Source organism: Thainema salinarum CENA647 (assembly GCF_057732415.1).
Genome location: NZ_JBYJZJ010000022.1, coordinates 4652680 through 4675825 on the forward strand (window position 1 = coordinate 4652680; position 23146 = coordinate 4675825).

The 23146-nt window shown below is 50.0% G+C and carries 19 protein-coding genes; 7 read left to right on the forward strand and 12 right to left on the reverse strand.

What is annotated here, in order from left to right; genetic code table 11:
• Positions 1 to 19: 19 nt before the first annotated feature.
• Together kdpA and AC286M_RS27165 are read right to left on the reverse strand one after the other, a co-directional pair.
• A complete protein-coding gene (gene kdpA / locus AC286M_RS27160; protein ID WP_488207356.1) occupies positions 20 to 1741 on the reverse strand; it encodes a potassium-transporting ATPase subunit KdpA in 1722 nt (573 codons plus the stop codon).
• A gap of 93 nt (positions 1742 to 1834) precedes the next feature.
• Complete coding sequence (locus AC286M_RS27165) at positions 1835 to 2104, reverse strand: hypothetical protein (protein ID WP_488207357.1); 270 nt, start codon at positions 2102 to 2104, stop codon at positions 1835 to 1837.
• 318 nt (positions 2105 to 2422) lie between these two features.
• Here AC286M_RS27165 and AC286M_RS27170 point away from each other — a divergent pair, with 318 nt between their 5' ends.
• From AC286M_RS27170 to AC286M_RS27185, 4 genes are all read left to right on the forward strand, one after another.
• Positions 2423 to 3520 (forward strand): ATP-binding protein, encoded by a 1098-nt coding sequence (locus AC286M_RS27170; protein ID WP_488207358.1) that lies wholly within the window; start codon positions 2423 to 2425, stop codon positions 3518 to 3520.
• Positions 3521 to 4216, forward strand: a complete 696-nt coding sequence (locus AC286M_RS27175) for a response regulator (RefSeq protein ID WP_488207359.1) — start codon at positions 3521 to 3523, stop codon at positions 4214 to 4216. It abuts the gene before it with no gap.
• Between the two features lie 503 nt (positions 4217 to 4719).
• Complete coding sequence (locus tag AC286M_RS27180) at positions 4720 to 5091, forward strand: response regulator (RefSeq protein ID WP_488207360.1); 372 nt, start codon at positions 4720 to 4722, stop codon at positions 5089 to 5091.
• Between the two features lie 14 nt (positions 5092 to 5105).
• A complete protein-coding gene (locus AC286M_RS27185) occupies positions 5106 to 5876 on the forward strand; it encodes a proteasome-type protease (protein WP_488207361.1) in 771 nt (256 codons plus the stop codon).
• Between the two features lie 39 nt (positions 5877 to 5915).
• Here the strand turns inward: AC286M_RS27185 and AC286M_RS27190 are convergent, their stop codons facing one another.
• From AC286M_RS27190 to AC286M_RS27205, 4 genes are all read right to left on the reverse strand, one after another.
• The gene (locus AC286M_RS27190) at positions 5916 to 6689 is read right to left on the reverse strand and encodes a pentapeptide repeat-containing protein (protein ID WP_488207362.1); all 774 of its coding nucleotides are present in this window, start codon (positions 6687 to 6689) and stop codon (positions 5916 to 5918) included.
• 485 nt (positions 6690 to 7174) lie between these two features.
• Positions 7175 to 7876: a hypothetical protein gene (locus AC286M_RS27195; RefSeq protein WP_488207363.1), complete on the reverse strand. Its 702-nt coding sequence runs from the start codon at positions 7874 to 7876 to the stop codon at positions 7175 to 7177.
• 1052 nt (positions 7877 to 8928) lie between these two features.
• Positions 8929 to 10419 (reverse strand): CoA-acylating methylmalonate-semialdehyde dehydrogenase, encoded by a 1491-nt coding sequence (locus AC286M_RS27200; protein WP_488207364.1) that lies wholly within the window; start codon positions 10417 to 10419, stop codon positions 8929 to 8931.
• Positions 10420 to 10530: 111 nt separating this feature from the next.
• On the reverse strand, positions 10531 to 10683 hold the full coding sequence (locus AC286M_RS27205; RefSeq protein WP_488207365.1) for a hypothetical protein: 153 nt from the start codon (positions 10681 to 10683) through the stop codon (positions 10531 to 10533).
• A 16-nt stretch (positions 10684 to 10699) separates the two neighbouring features.
• Here AC286M_RS27205 and AC286M_RS27210 point away from each other — a divergent pair, with 16 nt between their 5' ends.
• Positions 10700 to 11569: a metallophosphoesterase gene (locus AC286M_RS27210; protein WP_488207366.1), complete on the forward strand. Its 870-nt coding sequence runs from the start codon at positions 10700 to 10702 to the stop codon at positions 11567 to 11569.
• Here AC286M_RS27210 and AC286M_RS27215 read toward each other — a convergent pair.
• The 4 genes from AC286M_RS27215 to AC286M_RS27230 form a co-directional block, all read right to left on the reverse strand.
• Positions 11535 to 13895, reverse strand: a complete 2361-nt coding sequence (locus AC286M_RS27215; RefSeq protein WP_488207367.1) for a CHASE2 domain-containing protein — start codon at positions 13893 to 13895, stop codon at positions 11535 to 11537. The two genes, AC286M_RS27210 and AC286M_RS27215, sit on opposite strands and share 35 nt — an antisense overlap.
• Positions 13873 to 14766 (reverse strand): FecR family protein, encoded by an 894-nt coding sequence (locus AC286M_RS27220; RefSeq protein ID WP_488207368.1) that lies wholly within the window; start codon positions 14764 to 14766, stop codon positions 13873 to 13875. Before AC286M_RS27220 ends, AC286M_RS27215 begins: the two co-directional genes overlap by 23 nt.
• Before the next feature lie 391 nt (positions 14767 to 15157).
• The gene (cutA, locus tag AC286M_RS27225; RefSeq protein WP_488207369.1) at positions 15158 to 15484 is read right to left on the reverse strand and encodes a divalent-cation tolerance protein CutA; all 327 of its coding nucleotides are present in this window, start codon (positions 15482 to 15484) and stop codon (positions 15158 to 15160) included.
• 97 nt (positions 15485 to 15581) lie between these two features.
• Entirely contained in the window at positions 15582 to 16640 is a 1059-nt protein-coding gene (locus AC286M_RS27230; RefSeq protein ID WP_488207370.1) for a pentapeptide repeat-containing protein, read from the reverse strand.
• 349 nt (positions 16641 to 16989) lie between these two features.
• Here AC286M_RS27230 and AC286M_RS27235 point away from each other — a divergent pair, with 349 nt between their 5' ends.
• On the forward strand, positions 16990 to 17679 hold the full coding sequence (locus AC286M_RS27235; RefSeq protein ID WP_488207371.1) for a DUF2834 domain-containing protein: 690 nt from the start codon (positions 16990 to 16992) through the stop codon (positions 17677 to 17679).
• Positions 17680 to 17827: 148 nt separating this feature from the next.
• Here AC286M_RS27235 and rpmF read toward each other — a convergent pair whose 3' ends face one another.
• Together rpmF and AC286M_RS27245 are read right to left on the reverse strand one after the other, a co-directional pair.
• A complete protein-coding gene (gene rpmF / locus AC286M_RS27240; protein WP_488207372.1) occupies positions 17828 to 18007 on the reverse strand; it encodes a 50S ribosomal protein L32 in 180 nt (59 codons plus the stop codon).
• Between the two features lie 77 nt (positions 18008 to 18084).
• Positions 18085 to 19065 (reverse strand): YihY/virulence factor BrkB family protein, encoded by a 981-nt coding sequence (locus AC286M_RS27245; RefSeq protein WP_488207373.1) that lies wholly within the window; start codon positions 19063 to 19065, stop codon positions 18085 to 18087.
• A gap of 450 nt (positions 19066 to 19515) precedes the next feature.
• Here AC286M_RS27245 and metH point away from each other — a divergent pair, with 450 nt between their 5' ends.
• Positions 19516 to 23139, forward strand: a complete 3624-nt coding sequence (metH, locus tag AC286M_RS27250) for a methionine synthase (RefSeq protein WP_488207374.1) — start codon at positions 19516 to 19518, stop codon at positions 23137 to 23139.
• Positions 23140 to 23146 lie beyond the last annotated feature (7 nt).

Here is a 23146-nt window from a genome sequence, read left to right on the forward strand (position 1 = left end):
GGAGAATCAGGCAAAACCGTTAGCTCAGTCCGAGAGCGGCTTGGGCGATCGCAAAACCTTCTGCAACCGGCCCTAACACCAACACCGGCAGGAAGGTCAACGCACCGAGAATCAGAATGGTGCCTGCGGTGACGCCGGTAAACAGAAACGTATCGGTGTGCAGGGTGCCTGCGGTTTCGGGGACAGGTTGTTTGTGGGTCATGCTGTCGGCCAGGTAGACCAAGGCGATGATAGGCACGTAACGACCGACCAGCAGCGAGAAACTAGTGCTCAAATTCCACCAGAGGGTGTTGTCGCTCAGCCCCTCAAAGCCTGAGCCGTTGTTCGCCGCTGCAGATGCATATTCATAAATCACCTGGGAGATGCCGTGGAAACCAGGGTTGCTAATCCCAGCCAGGGTGAAGGCATCTGGAGCCCCAACGGTTTCGGGAAAAGCCAGGGTAATCGCGCCGGGAATGAGAATGGCGATCGGGTGAGCCAGCAGGATAATACTGGCCAGGACAATCTCTCGCTTCTCGATTTTACGGCTGAGGAATTCGGGGGTACGCCCTACCATTAGGCCCGTGAGAAACACAGTCAGGATGAGAAACACAAACAGGTAGGCAGTACCCGTGCCCTGACCACCCCAGATAATTTGCAAGAACAGATCAGAGAGGGTAGTAAACCCGCCAGGTGGCATCAAGGAATCGTGCATTCCGTTGACGGCACCGCACATCGTTCCAGTGGTTGAAACGGCCCAGAGTGCTGTGAGTGCCCAGCCAAAACGCACTTCTTTACCTTCGAGGTTGGGAGCTTGTTCGCCCAAAAGGGTGTTGACCAGCGGATTGCCGACATATTCCCCGTAAGCGGTGATGCCCACCATAACGGCGTAAAAGATGAACACCATGCCAAAGATGAGCCAGCCCTGACGAGGTTTGCCCGCCATGATGCCGTAGGTCAAAATCAGCCCCGCCGGGATGATGAGCATGTAAAGGTTAGTCAGCAAATTCGTAAAGTTGTTGGGGTTCTCGTAGGGGTGGGCCGAGTTGATGCCAAAGAAGCCGCCGCCGTTTTCGCCCAGTTCTTTGATGATTTCAAAGTGGGCTACCGGGCCACGGGCAATATATTGCGTCGCACCTTCCAGGGTTTGAGCGACGGCGGGGCCAGCAAATGTTTCAGGCACTCCGGCAATCAGCAGCGCGATCGCACCTACCACCGAAATCGGCAACAAAATCCGCGTGATCGATAAGGTCAAGTCAACGTAAAAATTACCCAGAGGTTGACCCGTCAGACCGCGAATAAATGCGATCGCAACGGCAATCCCCGTCGCAGCTGACGTGAACATCAAAAAGCCGAGTGCTCCCACCTGTGAGAAGTAGCTATAGGTGGTTTCGCCGGAATAGTGCTGCTGGTTGGTGTTGGTGACAAACGAGATGGCCGTATGCAGCGCTAAATCCCAACTGGGCGCATCCAAGTTAGTGGGATTGAGAGGCAGAATGCCTTGCAGCATAAAGATGAGAAATACCAAAATTCCCATCACTAAATTGCTAATTAAAACGGCTCTGACGTATTGGCCGCCTGTCATGGATGACTGGTTAGCAAAGCCCCCAGTCGTAAACAACAATCGTTCTAATGGAATAGCAACGGGGTCGAGCACTGTTCGTTGCTCCGTAAATACCCGTGCCATATACCTCCCTAAAAAAGGAGCCACTGCTAATAGAATGAGTAGCGCGATCGCAATTTGCAGAAAACCTTGAAGCATAATAAATTATTTGGCTTGAAAAATTTAGACACATCCAGTCTTTCTAGTTCGCGTATAGCCGTTCGCTATTTTGGTCGAGATAGTTTAGAGGATCTAACGTTGGAATGTTCCAGCGTTTAAACATTCCAACGTTTTACGCCCCTTCAAACACAGATCAAGTTCTGGCATCAAAGACTCATTAAGTGCAACTGCAACAAGCCAGTCTTGCTCTAAAACGATTGGATCATCAGCCAGAGTAAAGACTTGATGCTTGCGGATTAGTCCTAACAAATAGCACTGCTTAGGCAACTGGATATTGCTTAAATGAGAACCTAAATAAGCGTTATTGAAGTAAACCTGATGCACTGATGTAGAGGGTTTCATAAAGCTTGTATACCTCCTTTAGCCATCAATTTACTGATGAGCTGATGGCATCATTGTCAGCTTACTTTTTGGAAAATGGAAGGTATAGAAGTGAGTTTAGTCTGAATTTATAACTAGTCAGCTAAGCGGAAGTTATAGACGCGTTTAGATTGTTGCCTAAACATCTATATCATCTGATATATTTCGCAAACTTCTCAGATTTTATCTCTTAAACTAGATTGACAAGCAGTCTGTGTAAACTCGCGATTGAATGTCCTGATTTATTCGATTCAACGAGCTAAAATCCGCCTTCAGATGCATTCAAAAACTTCTCAATCCATGCCTAATCACCTAATGCAAGCCCGTCAAAAAATGCTTTGGCTGCTTGGAGCGTTGTTTGTCGTGGTGATTGTGCTGGAGTACAGCACGCCGCCTCCCTATGTGTTTGGCTATCTCTACATTGGAGCGGTACTGCTAGCCAGCACTCGCTTGGGTCGGCAAGCAACTGTTGTGATTACAGCAATGGCCGTGCTGCTCACGCTGCTCAATCTGGTGATTCCCGGCAGATCACCGATTACTGCGATCGCAATCGTGAATCGCCTGATTACCGTGTTGGCGCTGATTGTCACGGGCTGGTTGAGCGATCGCATTCAGCGATATGAAGAAGCCATCACCCGTCAGCAGCTCAAGCTCATTGCTCAGGAGAAACTAGCGCGGATGCGGGAAGACTTCGTTTCAACGCTGACTCATGATCTCAAAACGCCGCTGTTAGGAGCCTTAGAGACGCTGAAAGCATTCCGAGACGGTCAGTTTGGCGCAACAACTCTTCCACAGCGCAAAGCGTTGGACATCATGACCCGCAGCCATCAAAAAACGCTGAGTCTTGTCAATACACTGATGGATGTCTATCGGTACGATGCGGAGGGGCTACCGTTGCACTGTGAGGCCGTCAACTTAGTCGCGTCAGTCGAAGAGGCCATTGCCGATGTCACCAATCTGGCCGCCTCCCGCCAGGTTCACATTCACCTCAACCACGAGGGCAGTGAATTTCGCCGAGCCTATTGGGTCTTTGCTGATTCGCTGCAACTGCATCGTGTGTTAACCAACCTAATTGCTAACGCGATTAACCATTCGCTGAGAGGTGGACGAGTTGAAGTTAGTTTGGCAATCCGTAATGGCTATCACCTGATTCAGGTTAAAGATGAAGGCCAAGGCATTCACCCAGATGATTTGACCCACCTGTTTGATCGGTTTTATCAAGGTTCGGGCGATAGACAAACCAAAGGAACCGGACTCGGTCTTTATCTCAGCCGTCAAATTATTGAGGCCCATAGCGGTAAAATTTGGGCAGAATCACGCTCGCCCCAGGGAGCCATCTTTGCGTTTCGGCTACCCGCTTACGTGAACGAGCCTCAGCAGCAACAGGTGACAAGTTGAATGGTTGACGCGCCAATTAGAATTCTGCTCGTAGAAGATGATGAGCTGTTTCGCTTGGGGCTGTCTACGCGACTCCAGCAGGAAACAACGCTGCAAATTACGGCTGAGGCTGAGGATGGTGAAACCGCCATCCAGCTTGTAGACCAGCAGCCGTTTGACATTGTGATTTTGGATGTCGGACTGCCAGGAATAGGGGGAGTCGAAGCGTGTCATCAGATCAAGCAGCACCATCCCGAACTGCCGATTCTGATCCTGACCTCCCATTCTCAACCTGCGCTGATTTCCCGCTTGATTGAGGCGCGGGCACAAGGCTACTGCGTTAAAGGGGTTGATGCGGATTCGCTGCTCCTGGCCATTCAATCGATTGCGGCAGGAGCTTCCTGGTGGGATCCGACCGCTACTCGGGAAATTCAGTCCGCCTTCCAAGCTAAGCAACCCGCTCCAACTCCGGCAGAGATTCCGGCTGAAAATCCCCTCACCCAGCGCGAATTGGAGATTCTGACGCTGATTGCCAGCGGTAAAAGTAATCCAGAAATAGCAGATGCCCTGTATATCGCGCCAGGAACAGTCAGGGTGCATGTTCACTCGATTCTACAAAAGCTAGAGGTGCGCGATCGCACTCAGGCAGTCGTACTAGCTCTGCAAAAAGGGTTGATTACCCCTGAAGATTCCTCTTCTCATACTGCTATGGAGTAGCTAAACCGTTTGCGATCGCCATTTAGCTTGAGGACAGATAGACAATCTAACGTTCGAACGTTTTCAGATTTTGTCACGTTTTTCGAATATTATTCAGGAGTGTTATCCTCCTTGGTCAGCACTCATTCAGCACTAATGGGGATATTGCGTACGCGATTCGATCGGAATCCCTCCATTCGGCTTTCGCTTCACTACGGAATTCGATAGAATTAGTCACCTGAGAGAATTAGTCACCTGAAAGTTAGAAGTTACCGTAAAAATGGGGAATTATATAGGCAGGATAGATTTGTAGAGATGCGATCGCAGTTTAGCGAAGTATCTCAGCTAAACCGCTTGACTCAATGTCTTGATTAAGCGGTTCGAGTCAGCAGTTTGAGTGATGCAATTTTTGAATTGCGGTGTGTTCATCTTCCCAGTGCCTTTTTAACCTGGCTAAGGGGGCAAGTCACCATTATGTCTACCCATCATTTTGATTCAATGGCCCACCAGGAGCATCAGATAGCATGAGGACGGTTTTAGTTGTAGACGATAGTAATACCGTACGGGAGATGATTGCCGATCTGCTCGGTAAAGTCGGTATCAAAGTACTGGAAGCGTCTGATGGTGCAGAGGCCAAGCAGAAAATTGAGGCCAGCCCACCAGACCTAGTTGTCATGGATATTGTGATGCCCAACATGAACGGCTATGAGCTTTGCCGTTGGGTTAAAAGTAACCGCACCACCCAGGATATTCCGGTTGTCATCTGTTCGTCTAAAGGCGAAGAATTCGATCGCTACTGGGGCATGAAGCAGGGCGCTGATGCCTATATCGCTAAACCATTTCGCCCCGATGAAATGGTGGAAACAGTGAAGCAGCTACTGCGAGGTCGAGGATAGGTATTAGAACCAGTATGACCTACTGTCTGGGTGTGATTAATCAAGCCGGATTGGTGATGGCAGCCGACTCCCGCACCAATGCGGGAGTTGACTATATTTCGACCTATCGCAAGCTGTTTGACTTCGTTATACCCGGAGAACGGGTGATTTTAATCAGCACTTCTGGTAACCTCTCGGTGACGCAGGCCGTACTGCACGAGCTGAATCGGGACATCAAAACGACCGCCGATGAAAGCCTGCTCACGCAGCCGACGATGTATGAAGTCACTCGCTACGTCGGGCGCAAACTTCGCAGTATAGAAGAGCAAGATCGGCAGTGGTTAGAAAAAGACAATATTGATTTTCGCTGTAGTCTGCTGATTGGCGGTCAAATTCGCGGCGAAGAGGCGCAGCTCTATCGGGTCTACAGTCAAGGAAACTGTATTCAGGCCACACCCGAAACCCCTTATTTGCAGATTGGCGAGACGAAATACGGCAAGCCGATTCTGGATCGAACGCTGAAGTTTGACACTGCACTGGAATCCGTAGCGAAATGCGCACTGCTCTCGATTGATTCCACCATGCGCTCCAATATTTCCGTCGGACCGCCCATTAACTTGATGATGTACAACTCCGGCAGTTTTGAAATCCGCCACCAGCTACAGCTCCGGATTGGCGATCCCTATCTGGCCAAAATCCGTTTGCTCTGGGAAACGTCGCTCAAGGAAATTTTCGAGGGTATGCCCTCGATCAACTGGGAGCACTATCTGGAAGAAGGCAGCGATCGCACTATTGAACTGGATTAAGTGACCACCTACACCACTTTGAATTGATCGAATGGATCGTTAACTTGATAAACCAATAGAACTGTTGCAGTTCACGTCGTCAAAGGTCGTACTTTCAATTTTGGCATCTTGAAAGTTGGTTTGATCTAGGATGGCGTCTGTGAGGATAATGTGGCGCAGGTGAGATCGCACAAACAGCGTGTTGCGGAGAATCGCCTGAGTGAAGTTCGTCCGATTGAGCTGACTGGCCATCAAATTCGCATCGCTTAAATCAGCTTGACTACAGTTGGTGCTTTTCAGATTGGCGCAGATCAAAACAGCTCGCTGCAAATTGGCTTGACTAATATCCGCATTGCTAAAATCAGCCCGAGTTAGGTCTGCATCCTGAAACGTGGCACCGTGGCAGTTCGTTAACGCAAAATTGGCCGCTGCACAGTCCGTTTTTCGCAAGTCCGTTTTTCGCAAGTCTGCCTGGGTAAAGTTAACGCCAGTTAACTTAGCGCTGATCAATCGGGCTCCAATTAAGTTGACACCAGATAAGTCGGCACCTTCTAAATGGCAACCAATCAGACTGGCACCGATCAAGCGAGCTTGGCCAAGATTCGCGCGGCGCAGTTGGGCGTTAATAAAGTTGGCTCCACTCAGATCCGCTTCACTCAGGTTAGCCGCAACTAGAATCGTGCCACTGAGATTCGCGCGAGTTAAATTCGCACCGCTCAGGTCTACCTCGGTTAAATCGGGTTTGAGATCAGGATGCTGATCCCGCCATTCATTCCACGCAGGCACGTCTTGTCGCAGAATGGAGAGGCAGTCTTGGGCAGTTGCAATATTCATGGCAGAATGCAGAGGGTTCGCCGATCACGAAATTAGAAAAAAGCCAAGATGCTAACCTGATCCGAATTCGCGACCAATCACATCAGTCAATTACATGAGCATGTGCGATCGCAACTTCTTCTTATCTAACTAATAATTCAGTATCGTAAGTATAAAACTCAACAAGTTATACCAATTTATAGACCTTGGAATGCTTAGCAGTGTAAACGAGAACGGCCCAACTAAATATGAACTTTTCAACGCGCGTTTGCTATCCGTAAACCAAAACTAGAACGAACAGAACCTTAGGCAGCAAATAGCCGTGCGATGACGAATCCTCCAGGATCTCCATCTTATGCGATCTTTTTCACGACGCTGAAAATTTAGATAGGGCTTAATCCAGATTACCCATTTCTATAGCTGCGACCAACAAAAGTTGAGGGTTGTGTGAATCAGCCTCACACAACCCTCAATTCATTTGCAGCTCTTTGGAAACGGACTCAACATCACTTGAGCGAGGAGAACACTGAGGAAGATTGCGGTGGAATTGACACAGGTTGGGGGCGCGCAAATTGAGTTATGGCAAACAGGCAGAAGGCGATTGAAAGATAAAGCTCACTGATTTCATCCATTGCAAAGCTCTCTCTGCCACTGATCAAGCGTGGAACAATCATAAACAGCAGCGCAATCACAATCAAACTAGAGTAGTAGATTGGGAAAACAGGTACTGCGAATCGCTCTAACAGTTGCCGAAACGCCAGATTGATCTGTGCCCACAGGGGAATAGCAATGCAAACTATGCCGATAAAGAGAACCGCGAGTAGTCGAATGTGCTGGTGAATCCCATCAATATTATGAAAGTTCAGTTCTTGTTGAACATTTACGCTTTCAAGCGAACTCGGTGTGGCAATGCCCCAAATCCTCTGCCCCCAGCTAATTTCTTCACCCGCAACTACCAAGAACAGCGTCGCAAACAGCAAACACCAGACCCGCCACAGTGAACGGGGCGAACGGGGCTGACATAATCCCATTAGACAAGCAATAGCAGCAAAGCCATACAGTACGGCACTGCCGCCTTCAAACCAACCGTCTTCATCCGTTAAGTAAACAATGAAGCTGGGATGGGTGTAATTTAGGATCACCAGTGCGATCGCAGCGGTAGTTAAGCCAAGATTAAGCAAAAGGGTGGAGTTGATCAGTTTTTTCACAGTTAGTCTCCTAAGGGCTTCGGATCTTTGGGCAGATCAATTCAAAGTTCTGAAGGTGCAGCACTTCTCAAATCAGAGACAAATTGGGAAATACCAGGTTTGACAACCAGATATGCAAGCACCTTAACCTTCAGACGGTTATCAGGCTTGATGTTCCCGATTTGGGCTTAATTGCCTTATTTTTTCCTTAATCTAAACATCCAGAGTCCATTGACTGAACAAAATCGCTTGGATATTCGGTCGGTGGATGATTTTGCATATGAACCGATAAAACGCTGATTTCATAAGGGATGCAGCTCACTAGAGCCATCAATATCGTCGCCATAGCCAAACTGAGCAGTGAAGCTAGACCGAACAGGATTTATTCAAGATAAAACTCATGATCAGCTAGATTAAGAAAAAATTATCTGTTTATTAACCCAGATTTTAACCATGCAAAATTATCTCTTCAATGGTTAAACCATTAAGAGTTGGACAAGCTTAATTGAGGTTGAGATAAAGCCAAGCAGAACGACTGAGCTAAATCGTTTTGACTGAACAAGCTGCAATCAACGTTCTAAGAGGGATGCAGCACTTTGCAATCAAATTCAACCTAAAAGATTTGATTGATCTAACGCACTCGATCACAACTTACGAAATCAGAAATTTGAGCTGCTTTGCGCTGTAATCCTTGTCAGAAGAGCAGCCTAATTTATTTTGTGGTTAATTTAAATTAAAAGAACTGGCTTTATCACTATGCAGATAAATTTCATGATCCATGCTTGATGTACAGATGCGAGTCAGAATTAATCACTAGAATCAATATTTGCTAGTTGCTTTTTATACTGGATTATATCAATACAATATTGCGTGGCCATTTTCGACAGTGGAGGGTGCTTAGGAGCGTGAATTAAATAGCCTGTCAATCATTCCATCCGTAGGGACACGGCATTGCCGTGTCCCTACCCCAAAGATTTCACCTTATTAAATTTACGCTCCTAAGCAATTCAGAAAAGCACACTAAACTCTCGACATTAAAACTGCCGTCAAATTATGGCCACCAGTTACTGCGACTAAAACTGGCGTGACCATTCCTGCGGCCAGCGTTCAACGACAACTTTTGTTTGCGTAAAAAACTCAACGGCATGTTGTCCCTGTCCGTGCAAATCGCCAAAGAAACTTTCTTTCCAGCCGCTGAACGGGAAAAAGGCCATCGGTGCCGCCACGCCAATGTTGATGCCGATGTTGCCCGCTTCTGCCTCGTAGCGAAACTGACGCGCCGCCGCACCGCTGCTGGTGAATAGGCAGGCCATGTTGCCGTACTGGTTTTGATTAATCAGTGCGATCGCAGCTTCAATTGTGTCAACGTGAATCAAGCTCAAAACCGGGCCAAAGATTTCCGTTTTGGCAATTTCACCCGCCGGATCAACATCTGAGAGAATCGTGGGCCGCAGGAAATGACCGTCTTCATAACCCGTAATCTTGGCACCTCGTCCATCAATCAGCAGCTTAGCGCCCGCCTGTTCGCCTTTGTGAATCAGCCCTTCAATCCGGGATTTGCTCTGAGCCGAAATCACCGTGCCCATTTCCACACCGTCGTCCAAGCCGTAACCAACGACGCGAGACTCAGCAGCGGATGCGATCGCATCTGTGAAATCGTCCTTCGCTGCTCCCACCGTCACCGCTACCGAAGCCGCTAAGCAGCGCTGTCCGGCACAGCCGAAGGCGCTGTCAGCCAGAATGCGCGTCGTCATCTCCAAATCGGCATCGGGCAGAATAATCACCGGATTTTTTGCCCCGCCTTGGCACTGCGCCCGTTTCCCCTTCAGTGCGGCCCGACTGTAGACATACTTGGCTACGGGTGACGAGCCGACGAAGCTGACCGAGCGAATTAGCTCATGATCCAAAATTGCATCGACGGCTTCTTTCGCGCCGTTGACTAAGTTCACGACACCGGGCGGCAAATCCAGCTGATCGATCAGTTCAAATACTTTATGCATCGTCAGCGGCACCTTTTCCGAGGGCTTGATGATGCAGGTGTTGCCACATGCGATCGCATAGGGCATAAACCAAAAGGGAATCATGCCGGGAAAGTTGAACGGTGCAATAATTGCCGTCACGCCCAGCGGCTGACGAATCATCATCTCGTCAATGCCGCGAGCAATGTCTTCGCTGTTGTAGCCCTGCATCAGCATGGGAATACCGCAGGCTGTTTCCACGTTTTCCACCGCTCGCCGCATCTCCCCCTGGGATTCCTTCAGGGTTTTGCCGCATTCCATTGTGATCGTGCGGGCCAGTTCATCAAAATGCGCTTCCATCAGTTCCCGCAGTTGAAACAGATAGCGAATCCGCGTTGTGGGCGGAGTGCGTCGCCACTCGCGAAACGCCGCTTGGGCAACCTGTGCGGCTTGATCAATATCCGCTGCTGGCGAAATTGGTACGTGGGCAAGCAGTTCCAACGTGGCTGGATTTCGCACCTCTAGGGTTTCGCTGGTGCTAGCTGCACACCACTGACCGTTGATGTAGTTGGGGAGTTGCTGGGAGGAAGCTGGGTTTAAGTCCATAAGAAAAGAGAATGAGAGGGAATAGCAGTCAAGGTCGAGTCGTCTAAGGTCGGGTCGTCACGATCAATACGATACCGACATAGCGATCTTACGCGGCTGGTTTCTCATCAATCAGTCAATTAGGGCAGAACTGCGATCGCAGATTTCCGTCTTCCGATAGGACAAGGTGAATGTCACATTGTCTAACGTCAGGTGATGATCAGCCTTAAACAACATGCATAGGAAAGGTGTCGGACGAACATTAAAGTACTTATTTTTGGGCATTATAGGCTTCTTAGCAGTGATTCTGCTGTGGGGCTTGATTGAACCTTATATCCTCGATTCCGAGCAGGAAACCGCTACGATTCCCAATTTACCTACAGCGTGGGACGGGCAGCGAGTTGGGCAGGTTTCTGATTTTCAGCTTGGCATGTGGATGGATAACGTCAGCACGGTGCGCCGGAGCGTTGAAGAACTCGTGGATGCATCCCCAGCAGTGGCGTTGATTAGCGGCGATTTTATTTATCATTCGCTTCCAGATCCGGAAGCCGAAATCAGTCAAGCGGTTGAACTGCTACAGCCCTTGACCGCCGCAGGTATCCCCACTTATGCCGTTTTGGGCAACCACGACTATAGCCACACTCCCCCCCAGCCCGAATTGGCCAATCGCGTAGAAGAAGCGCTAGAGGCCATTGGCATTGTGGTTCTGCGGAATGAAGCGGTGCCGCTGTCGTTACCGGAGAGTGAGTCTACAAACGCGCAGAATCCTGCCCAGACGCTCTATTTAGTTGGCATTGATTCTCATGTTGCTGAGCGCGATCGCGTTCAGGCAGCCCTGACAGAAGTACCCACCGCCAGTCCTCGACTGGTCATGATGCACAATCCCGCCACGTTTCCCCAGTTTCCAGCAGAAACAGCACCATTTGCGATCGCAGGTCACACCCACGGCGGCCAAATTAGCTTACCTTTTACCCCGTTTTGGAGCTGGCTCGATCTAACTGAAAGCGGTGAGGCCCATGCCGATGGCTGGGTTGCAGAAGAGTACGGTCAATCGGGCAATCAGCTCTACGTGAATCGGGGCATTGGGTTCAGTAAGATCCCTATCCGGATTAACTGTCCGCCAGAAGTCACGTTCTTTACTCTGCGATCTGCTGAGGCAGTTGCACAGTAAACGTGGTCAAGTTGTCCCGGCTGGTAACGTGAATTTCTCCGCCCAGAAGTTCCGTCAGTTTTTTAATCAGCGCTAGCCCCAAGCCCGTACCGCCCTGCTGCCAGCGGTCGCCGCTAGCCACCCGATAGAACTTGTCAAAAATGCGCGGTAGTTCAGCTGCTGGAATTTCGGCACCGGAATTTTGCACTTGAATCATCAGGTGTTGCGAGATTGCCACGGCCCGCACCGTAATCCGTTCGGTCGGAGGCGTATATTTGCAGGCGTTGTGGATTAGTTCGCCCAGAATTCGCTCCAAGCACAAGCGGTCGGTGGTGATGCTGGGTAGATCAGCGGGACAGTCTATTTCCAAATTTTGCTGCCGCTCCAGGATTCGCCCCTGAAACGATTCCGCAATGTGGGGCAACCAAACCGGAATCGGAATTGGTTCAGGCAGGAGATCCTTAGCTCCAGCTTCTAAACGCTGGAGATCAAGCAGATCATTAATCAAATCCGTTTCGCGATCGCACTCGGCCCGCAAAATCTCCAGATACCGGGCATGTTGTTCGGGAGTCTGGGCGATTTCCAAAAGCTGAATTGCCATTTTAATGTTGGCCATCGGCGATCGCAGCTCATGGGATACTGTGCTCAGAAAATCGTCCTTCATCACATTGAGCTGCCGCTGTTCCTCGATTTGACGGCTCAAGTTTGTTTCAATCTGCTTGCGATCGCTAATGTTTTTAATCAGCAGCAGCCAGCCGTTGAGAACCCGCTTTTCGTCCGGCTGAAAGGTCGGCAGCGGATAGTGCAGCAGTTCAAACTGCAGCTCATACCAGTGATGATCGCGATACACCTCTTTGACATCGACCGTTTGCGTATCCAACAGCCGCTGGCGCAGCGTATGCCACTCTTCAACCGTCAGCCAGTGGGGCACAAGACAGCTAGCTAAGTCCTGCCCCACCTCTGCTTGCAGACAGTATGCGGCCACCGAATTCAGAAACCAAATTCGCTCATCCTCATGAGCCGCGAGCAGGCCAACCGACAAACTCTGAGCAATGGCCGCCTGCGTCGATTGGGAGCGGCCCAACTGCTGTGCGATCGCAGATAGCTGGGTAATTCGCCACAGGGAAACCGGACGATAGATAAAGCTCGGTTCTGCCCCGTAATCAACAGGTAGCGCCAGTTCTCCGGTCGGGCCAACCAAATCGGCTTGATACATCGTCCAAAGCTGCTCAATCTGCTGCTGGAGAAGCTGGCTTTCCCGCAGCCGCTCAATCAGTGCGATCGCAATGGCTGTTGCGCAAAATAGAATCAGCGGTGTCGCCACGGGCAGCAGGTAATTTGCCCGAAACAGCAGCAGGCTCAAGATGCCCCAGCTCATGCTCAGTCCCGTCACCATGCCAAACTGCTTGCGGGTTGAGCATCCCGTCATCAGCCAGCTCAGCCCTGGCCCACCCACGAACAAAATTAGCAGCCAGCCGACCTGCGGCATCGGCTTTAGCCAGTTTTGCTGGAGCAAACTAGTCAATGCCGCCGCATGAAGATGCACACTATTGGCGGGCGGCTCATAGTCAAATGGCGTCACCATCTCATCAATACCCGTAGCCGTCACGCCCACCAGCACAATTTTGTTATCCCAGGTTTCAGGCGGAACCAGACCTTGATACACATCCACAAAAGAATAGGTCGGCAGCGTCCGACTGGCAGCAGGCCAGTTGATCCACACAGGGTCATCTGCAGTGGGCAGCGGTATCGACTCAGCCACTAGACTATAGGCTTGCACAGCAGCCACGCTTAAGGCTGGCTCGCCATCAATATAGGGCAAGAGCGTTCGCACAATGCCATCGCTACTCTTCTGCTGCTGAATATGGCCAATTGCGATCGCACCCTCTGCCAATAGCGGCACTGGGGAAAGCTGCTCCGACGTCGCCGCCCAGGCTTGCGACAATACGATTCGACCATGCTGATCAATTGCTGCCGCCAGTGCCGCATCGTCTGAACTAGGTTCTGACCAGAGCAAGTTAAAGACCACTACCGATGATTGGCTGGCAGAAAGCTGGTTTAACAAGCTGGCATAGCGCGATCTCGACCAGGGAAAGCGACCCAACTGCTGCAAACTGCGGTCGTCGATTTCAATTAGCACTAGCCGCTCATCCCAAGGTCGTTCCCCCCGCAGATGAAACAAACTCCGGTACGCCATTTGTTCCAGCGGTCGCAAGACTTCTAACTGAAACAGACCTGCGATCGCAAGTGCAGTTGCTATTCCCGGCAGTATACGCCACCCCGCATGCCAAATCGGATGATGGGTTAAAGCCCGACCAAATGCTCTAGGGGCGCACCAGAATCTCATGGGTTTCTTCCCGTCCGAGGGGTGTAATCACCGTCACTTCCAAACTAACTCGCGTACGGGCAGGTAGCTCCACTGTAAACCGTCCATCACGATTCAGCGGCTGCGGTTCATCTTCAATCAGCACAATATTAACGGGATCAACTTCGCCAATCAGCAACAATCGACGCTGAGATCCAGAAAACTGTCGCCGAATCCGATAGTTTAAGCTCGTATCATTGCGCAGCGGTACGGCTGGCGTCGGTGGTTCTCCCGGAATCGTAAAGTTCTGGAAGCCATCGGGGACTGCAACCGTTTCGCCCTCAGCCGTCGTATCCACTCGACCTTCCAAAGTTGCGATCGCCATTCGGCCATCGGTATGCACGTTGATACCAAAATCTGTACCCCGCACACCACTCACTCCCGCAGGCGTCTCGATTTCCAGTTCTGATCCCCGATGCGTAAAGGTACGAACCCGCAACCGTGCTTGCCCTTGACTCACGTACAGATGGGTAATGCGGCCATTATCCGGCGCGAACTCCAATGTCCGCACCCGTAAATTCGTCTGTTCAGACACATCAATAAAGCCAATTCCCGTATCCACTTCCAGGGTGGCAGTCGAATTTTCTCCCGTGTTAATGCCCTCTCCCACCTGCTGTATCCGATCCCCAACTTTCGCAGGGCGCGCGTCATTTCCCTTCAGATAGTTCACATTGCCAGCGACGTTGCGAACAGCCAGCCAGCGATTAATTCGGGCCGGAATAGACTGCTGCGCATAGCTATGAATCGCTATCCCACTCAAACTAGCCAACGCCATCACCCCTAACAAGATCGAGACTGGAAAGCGTCGGTTTGTGCATTGAGACTTGAAAGCGGAAATTCGTAAACGTGTCATGAATCGCTCAAAGAGGATGACAATGATTCCAATGCCTAATTTTCTTTATGAAAATCGTACATCATCTTGATTCAGACAATCCGGCAAACTTGCCAGTCACAAATTTATCCTGACCAATACCGTCAGTATACCGAATAGGTTAGATCATTCCCCTCTTAAGAAGCTACAAACCAGATGGTGCAGACATTTGGATACAAGAGAGCATAGGAATATCGTTTATCGACCCATCAACACTCGGTATTATTTGCTACTTGAGGGCAACATTAAGTTTGGGTCGTACTACCAGATACAAGCCTCGACTTATAGGCAGTAGTGGTATTCCGGGTTTATTAATTTTGTTCTGTAGGGGCACTGTTACTACAGAACAAAATTATTGCTCTTCTAGAACCACCTACTGGGCTAAACTCTCTGACATCCAGTTTAAGTAAGCGGCTGATCCCTGTTGAATAGGCAAGGCAATCATTTCAGGTACATCATACGAGTGCAGCGCCTGAATTTTCGCGGCTAACTGATCAAACTTAGCCAAATCGGTCTTAATCAACAACTGCCATTCTTGATCCTGCTGTATTTCGCCCTGCCAGGTATAAACCGACTGAATTTGGGTGAAGTTGACACAGGCCGCCAGCTTTTCTTGCACAAGTGCATGTGCGATCGCACATGCTTCCTCTTCCGACCCAGTCGTTACCAACACTACACCAAACGTTGTCATCGCTGTCATGACTAAATAATCTGTCAACTAAGTTTAATGGGTTTTGATGGTTGATGTGCCGCGCTCCGCGCGGCACATCAACCATCAAAACTTAATTTACAGAGTACTAAATACCCATACTGGTAAAACCGGGGCCACCATCCCAGAGCCGAGCCGCCTGTAGCGTTGCTCGCGTGGACTGATTCGACCAAGTGGTTTGACCCGATGCAATCGACATCAGGTAATCGTACTCCCGCTTGGTCATCCAGCCGCCCGTAAACTCTGCGCCCTCAATCTTGACATCGCTTAAATTTGAACCTCGCAGATCCGCTGCACTCAAATCGGCCTGGCTTAAGTCCGAATCGTGCAAATCTGCGTGATCTAAATCGGCCCCGCTTAAATCTGCCGCCTTTAAATTGGCCTGCCCCAGCCGAATGCCGCGCATGCGAGTCGCACTCAGGTTCGTCGCAACTAAGCTAGCGCCTTCTAGATTTGCGCCGCTCAGCCGCGCGCCACTCAAATTGGCCCCGTTCAGATCACTGCCGCTTAAATCCACGCCATTAAGATAGGCATCTTCCAGATTTACGCCCGTCAGGCAGGCTCCATCTAAGCAGGCTCCACTCAGTCGCGCTCCGCTTAAATTGGCCCAGTTGAGATTGGCACCCGCTAAATTCGCGCCCCGAAAATTAACGCCTTGCAAATTGGCTCCACACAAATTCGCTCCCGCCAAATTCGCGAATCGAAAATTGGCATGGCTCAAATTTGCCCCACTCAATTGCGCCTTGGCCAGATTTGACTTGACCATGAATGCGCCCTGTAAATTGGCTTTGGTCAAGTGGGCCCCAATCAAACTCCCTTCGCTGCATTTGATAAAGCTGAGATCGGCCCAGGTTAAACGGGCCTGATACAAATTTGAGCGCGTCAAAAATGTACGACTGAAATTAATTCCCGTTAAGTCGGCATAGGATAAATCAAGATTGACCAGAATTTTGCTGCCAAGGTCAGCCCCACGTAAATGCACTCCATTGAAATCGCGATAGCCTGTTTCGTAGAGCTGCAGAAAATAAACGACTTTCATGGGCTGCTGATTCTGGTAAGCAGTTGAATCAGATTGTGTCCAAGCAGTAGTCATTGCGATCGCGGCGGTAGTCGTATCAGTTGCCGTTGTTGTAGTCGCTGTCATCATCACCATTGCTGCACCTGACGGATACATGGAGAGTATGTCGCTATTACGCTATGTATTCCCTAAAACAGACGCGGGAATCCGTCATCTTCACGGTTTTATACACAAACGCTGTCAAATCCGCACATTTGCGCAGTGTTCACAGTGTTATAAAAGTCCGATTCAAACCCATAGTTAATTTCTTGTGGAATGCCTGCCTAGCCAGCGTTCTACAAAAAATAGTCGGACTCTTATGTACGGACAAAACATTAACCATTTATTCCAATTTCCAACTTAAGACAGCAACAACAGATTGTGGGGAACCGTTACATTTGTTTTGATGTATCGCTGTGAAACTTAACCGTCGGTAATTATGGTTAGAAAATTCGGCTTTGGCCTGCTGTGGATTGGCTTCGTCAGCTACGCAGTTTTACTAGCTCCACCTAATCAACCGGATACGTTCGACTTGATTCTACGTCTGTCCACGGGTGACTGGCAGGGCATCAATCCGCTCATCATCGCCCTGTTCAATCTGATGGGCATCTGGCCAATGATCTACGCCTGTCTTCTTTTAGCCGATGGTCGGAATCAAAAACTATGGGCCTGGCCGTTTCTAATCGGTTCCTTTGGCCTCGGCGCGTTTACGCTCTTACCGTATCTAGCGCTACGTCAGCCCAATCCTATGTTTACAGGTGCAAAAACCTGGCTAATCCACATACTGGACGCTCGCATTACTGGCGTGTTACTGGCAGTCGGTGCGATCGCACTTCTCATCTATGGCTTTAGCCAAGGCAACTGGTCAGACTACATCTACGAATGGCAAACCCGCCGCTTCGTCCACGTCATGAGCTTGGATTTTGTTCTACTTTGCCTGATTTTTCCCGCCCTACTTGGCGACGACATGGCCCGACGCGGCTGGCAGAACCAACCTGTTATCTTCTGGCTGGTGACCTTACTGCCTCTGATCGGCCCGCTGGTGTACCTGATCATTCGGCCCTCACTACAGCCAACTAATCCAGAAAACGCTGCACCCAGCAGATCCGAATCCGCATCAGTTGCCTAATTTCCACAACCCCTGTAGGGGCAAATGGCCATTTGCCCCTACGGTAACGTCGGCCCTTTCAGATATTTCCTGCCCCAAAAAGAGAGAGGAGTGCGATCGCACTCCTCTCTCTGCGTTTTGAGAATTTGAGATGAGAGCAACGAATAACTTACTCCTCGTCTTCGTCCTCATCTTCATTCGTAGGATAAACAAAACCCTTAGAACGTCCGGTCAGAATTGACTTACCGAGAGAAAGCGCTTTTTCAGCTTCAAACGATGCTTTCCGACTCCAGTTCGCACGGCGCTTATCCCGTCTGGATTTTGAGGTTTTCTTCTTTGGAACCGCCATGACGTATTCGCCTGATCAAAATTCTACAACCTTTCTATATTAGAGTATTTATCCCAAACTCCCAAATATTTTTTTGATTAGAACAAACCCGGCACTTTCCACTTGCGTCGTCGCTGCTCCTGCATCATTTCACCCACAACGACGTTGAGCTGATCGCCCAGCAGCACGGCCAGCGACGAAAACTGTAGCCACAGCAGCAGCACAATAACCGCACCAACCGCACCGTATGCCTTGTTGTAATTGCCAAATTGTGAAACGTAGTAGCGAAATCCGCTAGAAATCGCCGCCCACAGCAAAGCAGCCAGCATCGCTCCTGGCACCAATGGCTTGCCGTTAATCCAGCGACTAGGGCCAAACCGATAGAGCAGCGAAAACGCCGACGAGACAATGAACAGAGTTAACGGCCAAATCAGCAGTTGCCGCAGCCCTTGTATCCACTCCCCTACAACCTCTCCCTGCTGGGCAATCAGTTGCTTCACCATCAAGTCACTAACTAGAAAAACTCCCGACGCGAGAAACAGCAGCAGGACAATGCTAATCGTCAGCGACAGCGAGATCAGTTTTGCCTTCCAAAAGGGGCGTGCTTCCTGGGGCGGAATCTGATGAATTTGATCTAGGGCACGCATCGCCGCGCTCATCGTCGCCGAAGAGGCCCAGATCGCAAACACAAAACTGATGGAAAACAGGCCGCGATTCTGGCTATCGCTAATTTCAGTGGCAAAGTTTTGAATCAGCGTCATTACTTCGTACGGCGCTAGTTCACTAACTCGTGAGGCTAAACGCTCAAACGTAGACCGTAGGGAAGGCGATAAACCGATCGCAGTCAGAACCACCAGAATGCTTGGAAATAGACCCAACATGGCATTAAAAGCCATTTCTGATGCTAGGCTAGGCAACCGTTGCTGGAGAGCGCGCTTAACGGTTTGATAGAGAGTCTGAACCGTCAAGTAGCGGAAAAACCAAAAGAAGCGTTTCGGTGTGGCCTGCGATCTCAGATACATGGCCTGCACCGTATTCTGAACGGTATCTCGAACGTTTTCGCGAAGATCTCGATACACCTAATCGTCTCACTAATACCCTAGATGGATTCGTCGATAACAGAGTTTAACGCATGTGCGATCGCAAAATTTATAGTAATCACCGATCGCTATCGATTCTTTTACACAAGTATGCTATTCGAAGCCAGGATACACAATTGAAATTCAAATGGTTCTACCTAAAGTGCCAAAATTCATATCTATATAATTGGACTTAAAATAATCAAACTGAAGTAGATCAGCAGATCGAGCGTAATTGAGCTGAAAACACCAACAACCGTGGAGTCTCCCAGAGGAGGGTTCCCTCAGTTATTGAGTCCAAGTTGTTGGTGCCAATCTAATACAAACGATAAACCCGCAAATTGGGCCAGAAATTGGCACAATAAACTAAGCTCCATTTTTCCCTGGTTCACATTCTCAAATCCCATTTTCTCGGCCACCTTTAAGGAATCTTGTTGTAACGACTGACCAATGAAAAGCGTATTCCTCGACCATCTCCGCAGTCCCAACCGTCCTGTGCTCGTATTTGACGGTGCAATGGGCACATCGCTGCAAACGCAAAATCTCACGGCAGCCGATTTTGGAGGTGCAGAGTATGAAGGTTGCAATGAGTATTTAGTCGAAACGAAACCGGAAGCCGTCGAGAAAGTTCATCGCGGATTTTTAGACGTTGGCGCAGACGTTATCGAGACTGACACATTCGGCGGCACATCCCTTGTCCTCGCTGAATATGATCTGGCCGACAAAGCCTACGAACTGAATCGTAAAGCCGCTGAAATTGCCAAGCGCGTTGCCGCTGAATATTCCACGTCCGAAAAACCCCGCTTCGTTGCCGGTTCGATGGGGCCAGGCACGAAACTGCCGACCCTGGGCCATATTGATTTTGATACGCTGAAGTCCGCCTATGTAGAACAAGCTCAGGGACTCTACGACGGTGGCGTCGATCTCTTCATTGTCGAAACCTGTCAGGACGTGCTGCAAATTAAAGCGGCCTTGAATGCGATCGAAGAAGTCTTTGCAGAACGGGGTGAGCGGCGTCCGCTCATGGTTTCGATCACGATGGAAGTGATGGGCACCATGCTGGTCGGCACCGAAATTAGCGCGGCGTTAACGATTCTGGAACCTTACAACATCGATATTCTGGGCTTAAACTGCGCCACTGGCCCAGACAAGATGAAAGAGCATATCAAATATCTCTCTGAGCATTCACCGTTCATCATTTCCTGCATTCCCAACGCGGGTTTACCTGAAAATGTAGGAGGGCAAGCTCACTATCGTCTGACGCCGATGGAACTGCGGATGGCACTGATGCATTTCGTCGAAGACTTGGGCGTACAAGTTGTTGGCGGCTGCTGCGGTACGCGCCCGGATCACATTCAACAACTGGTTGAAATGTCGAAAGACCTGCATCCGAAGGATCGGCAAATTGGCGATCGCAACTCCACCCCTGTCCCCTACCAACCCCTTCCCTTCGCTCCCGCAGCCGCTTCCATCTACAGCACTCAGCCCTACGACCAAGACAACTCTTTCCTGATCGTAGGGGAGCGCCTCAACGCCAGCGGTTCTAAAAAATGCCGCGAAATGCTGCTGGCTGAAGATTGGGACGGTTTAGTATCTCTGGCTAAATCTCAGATTAAAGAAGGTGCCCACGTCTTAGATGTCAACGTAGACTACGTGGGCCGCGATGGCGAAGCCGATATGCACGAGTTAGTGTCTCGCCTGGTCAACACCGTCACGCTGCCGCTCATGCTCGACTCGACCGAGTGGACAAAAATGGAGGCGGGCCTCAAGGTGGCGGGCGGCAAGTGCCTCTTAAACTCCACCAACTATGAAGACGGAGAAGAGCGCTTCTTCAAAGTTTTAGAACTAGCCAAACAGTACGGGGCCGGGATCGTCGTTGGCACGATTGACGAAGACGGCATGGCCCGCACAGCCGAAAAGAAGTTCCAAATTGCCCAGCGAGCCTACCGGGACGCCATCGAGTACGGCATTCCAGCCCATGAGATCTTTTTCGACCCGCTGGCTCTACCCATTTCAACCGGCATTGAAGAAGACCGCGCCAATGGTAAAGCGACCATTGAGGCCATTCGCCAAATTCGCCAAGACCTGCCGGGTTGCCACGTTATCCTGGGTGTTTCGAACATCTCCTTCGGTCTCAACTCCGCCGCCCGTGTCGCTCTCAACTCCGTCTTCCTGCACGACGCAATGGAGCAGGGCATGGATGCCGCCATTGTCAGCGCCAGCAAGATTCTGCCCCTGGCCAAGATTGAACCGGAGCATCAGCAGATTTGTCGTGACCTGATCTGCGATCGCAGACAGTTTGATGGTGACATTTGCACCTATGACCCGCTGACCAAGCTGACGGAACTGTTTGCTGGGAAAAAAGCGACTCAGCTGCGTTCCGATACGTCTAACCTTTCCCTGGAAGAGCGGCTGAAGCAGCATATTATCGATGGCGAACGTATTGGCCTCGAAGAGGCTCTCAAGCAAGCCTTAGATAAGTATCCGCCCCTCGACATCATCAATATCTACCTGCTTGACGGCATGAAAGTCGTGGGCGATCTGTTTGGATCGGGTCAAATGCAGTTACCGTTCGTGCTGCAATCTGCCGAAACCATGAAAGCCGCAGTGGCTTATTTGGAACCTTTCATGGATAAGGAAGAGGGTGCTGACAATGCCAAAGGCACGGTTATCATTGCCACGGTGAAAGGCGACGTGCACGACATCGGCAAAAACTTAGTTGACATCATCTTGTCCAACAACGGCTATCGAGTGATTAACCTAGGCATTAAGCAACCTGTCGAAAACATTATTGAAGCCTACGAAGAACACCAAGCCGACTGCATTGCCATGAGCGGTCTGCTGGTGAAATCTACAGCCTTTATGAAAGACAATCTAGAAGTCTTCAACGAACGAGGTATTACTGTCCCTGTAATTCTCGGTGGTGCAGCGCTCACGCCAAAGTTTGTGAATGAAGACTGCCAAAATACCTATAAGGGTAGGGTGATTTATGGCAAGGATGCGTTTGCCGATTTGCACTTTATGGATAAGCTGATGCCTGCCAAGTCATCTCAAAACTGGAGCGACCTCCAGGGCTTTTTGGATGAAATCGATCAGGTTGAAGAGAGCACAACCACTGCTTCAAGTAACGGTCAGGTCGCACCAGTCAAAGAAGCCTATCCAGCAAACGATCAAACCGCTTCAGAACCGCTCGTCATCGACACTCGACGATCAGAAGCCGTTGATGTCGATATTGAGCGGCCCACCCCACCTTTCTGGGGCACCAAAGTCCTACAGCCGCAAGACATTCCGCTGGATGAAATCTTTAGCTATCTCGATCTTCAAGCGCTGTTCGTTGGTCAGTGGCAGTTCCGCAAGCCTAAAGAACAAACGCGGGAAGAATATGATCAGTTTGTTCAAGAAAAAGTACAGCCGATTTTAGATACCTGGAAACAGCGGATCGTTGAGGAAAATCTGCTGCATCCTCAAGTGATCTATGGTTACTTCCCTTCTCTAGCAAACGGAAATTCTCTAGAAATTTATGCCCCTGATCAGGTCAATCAGGAATTAGATAAGCTGCCAGATGCGATCGCAACCTTCCAGTTTCCACGCCAAAGATCAATGCGTCGCTTGTGCATCGCCGACTTCTTTTTACCCAAAGAAATGAGCAGCACCACATCACGCTTTGATGTCTTTCCCATGCAGGCCGTTACCGTCGGCGAAGTTGCGACCCAGTATGCCAAGCAGCTTTTTGAATCCGACCAATACACCGACTATCTTTACTACCACGGCTTAGCCGTTCAGATAGCGGAAGCCCTTGCAGAGTGGACACATGCTCGCATCCGGCAAGAACTCGGCTACAGCGATCGCGAACCCGAGCAGTTGCGAGATATTCTGGCTCAGCGCTACCAGGGTTCTCGCTACAGCTTCGGCTATCCAGCCTGCCCCAACATTGCCGACCAGTACACGCAGCTCGATTTACTCAACGCTCAACGCATCGGTCTTCATATGGATGAAAGCGAACAGCTCTATCCCGAACAGTCCACAACTGCGATCGTGGCTTATCATCCAGCAGCCAAGTACTTCAGCGCTTAAATCTGTT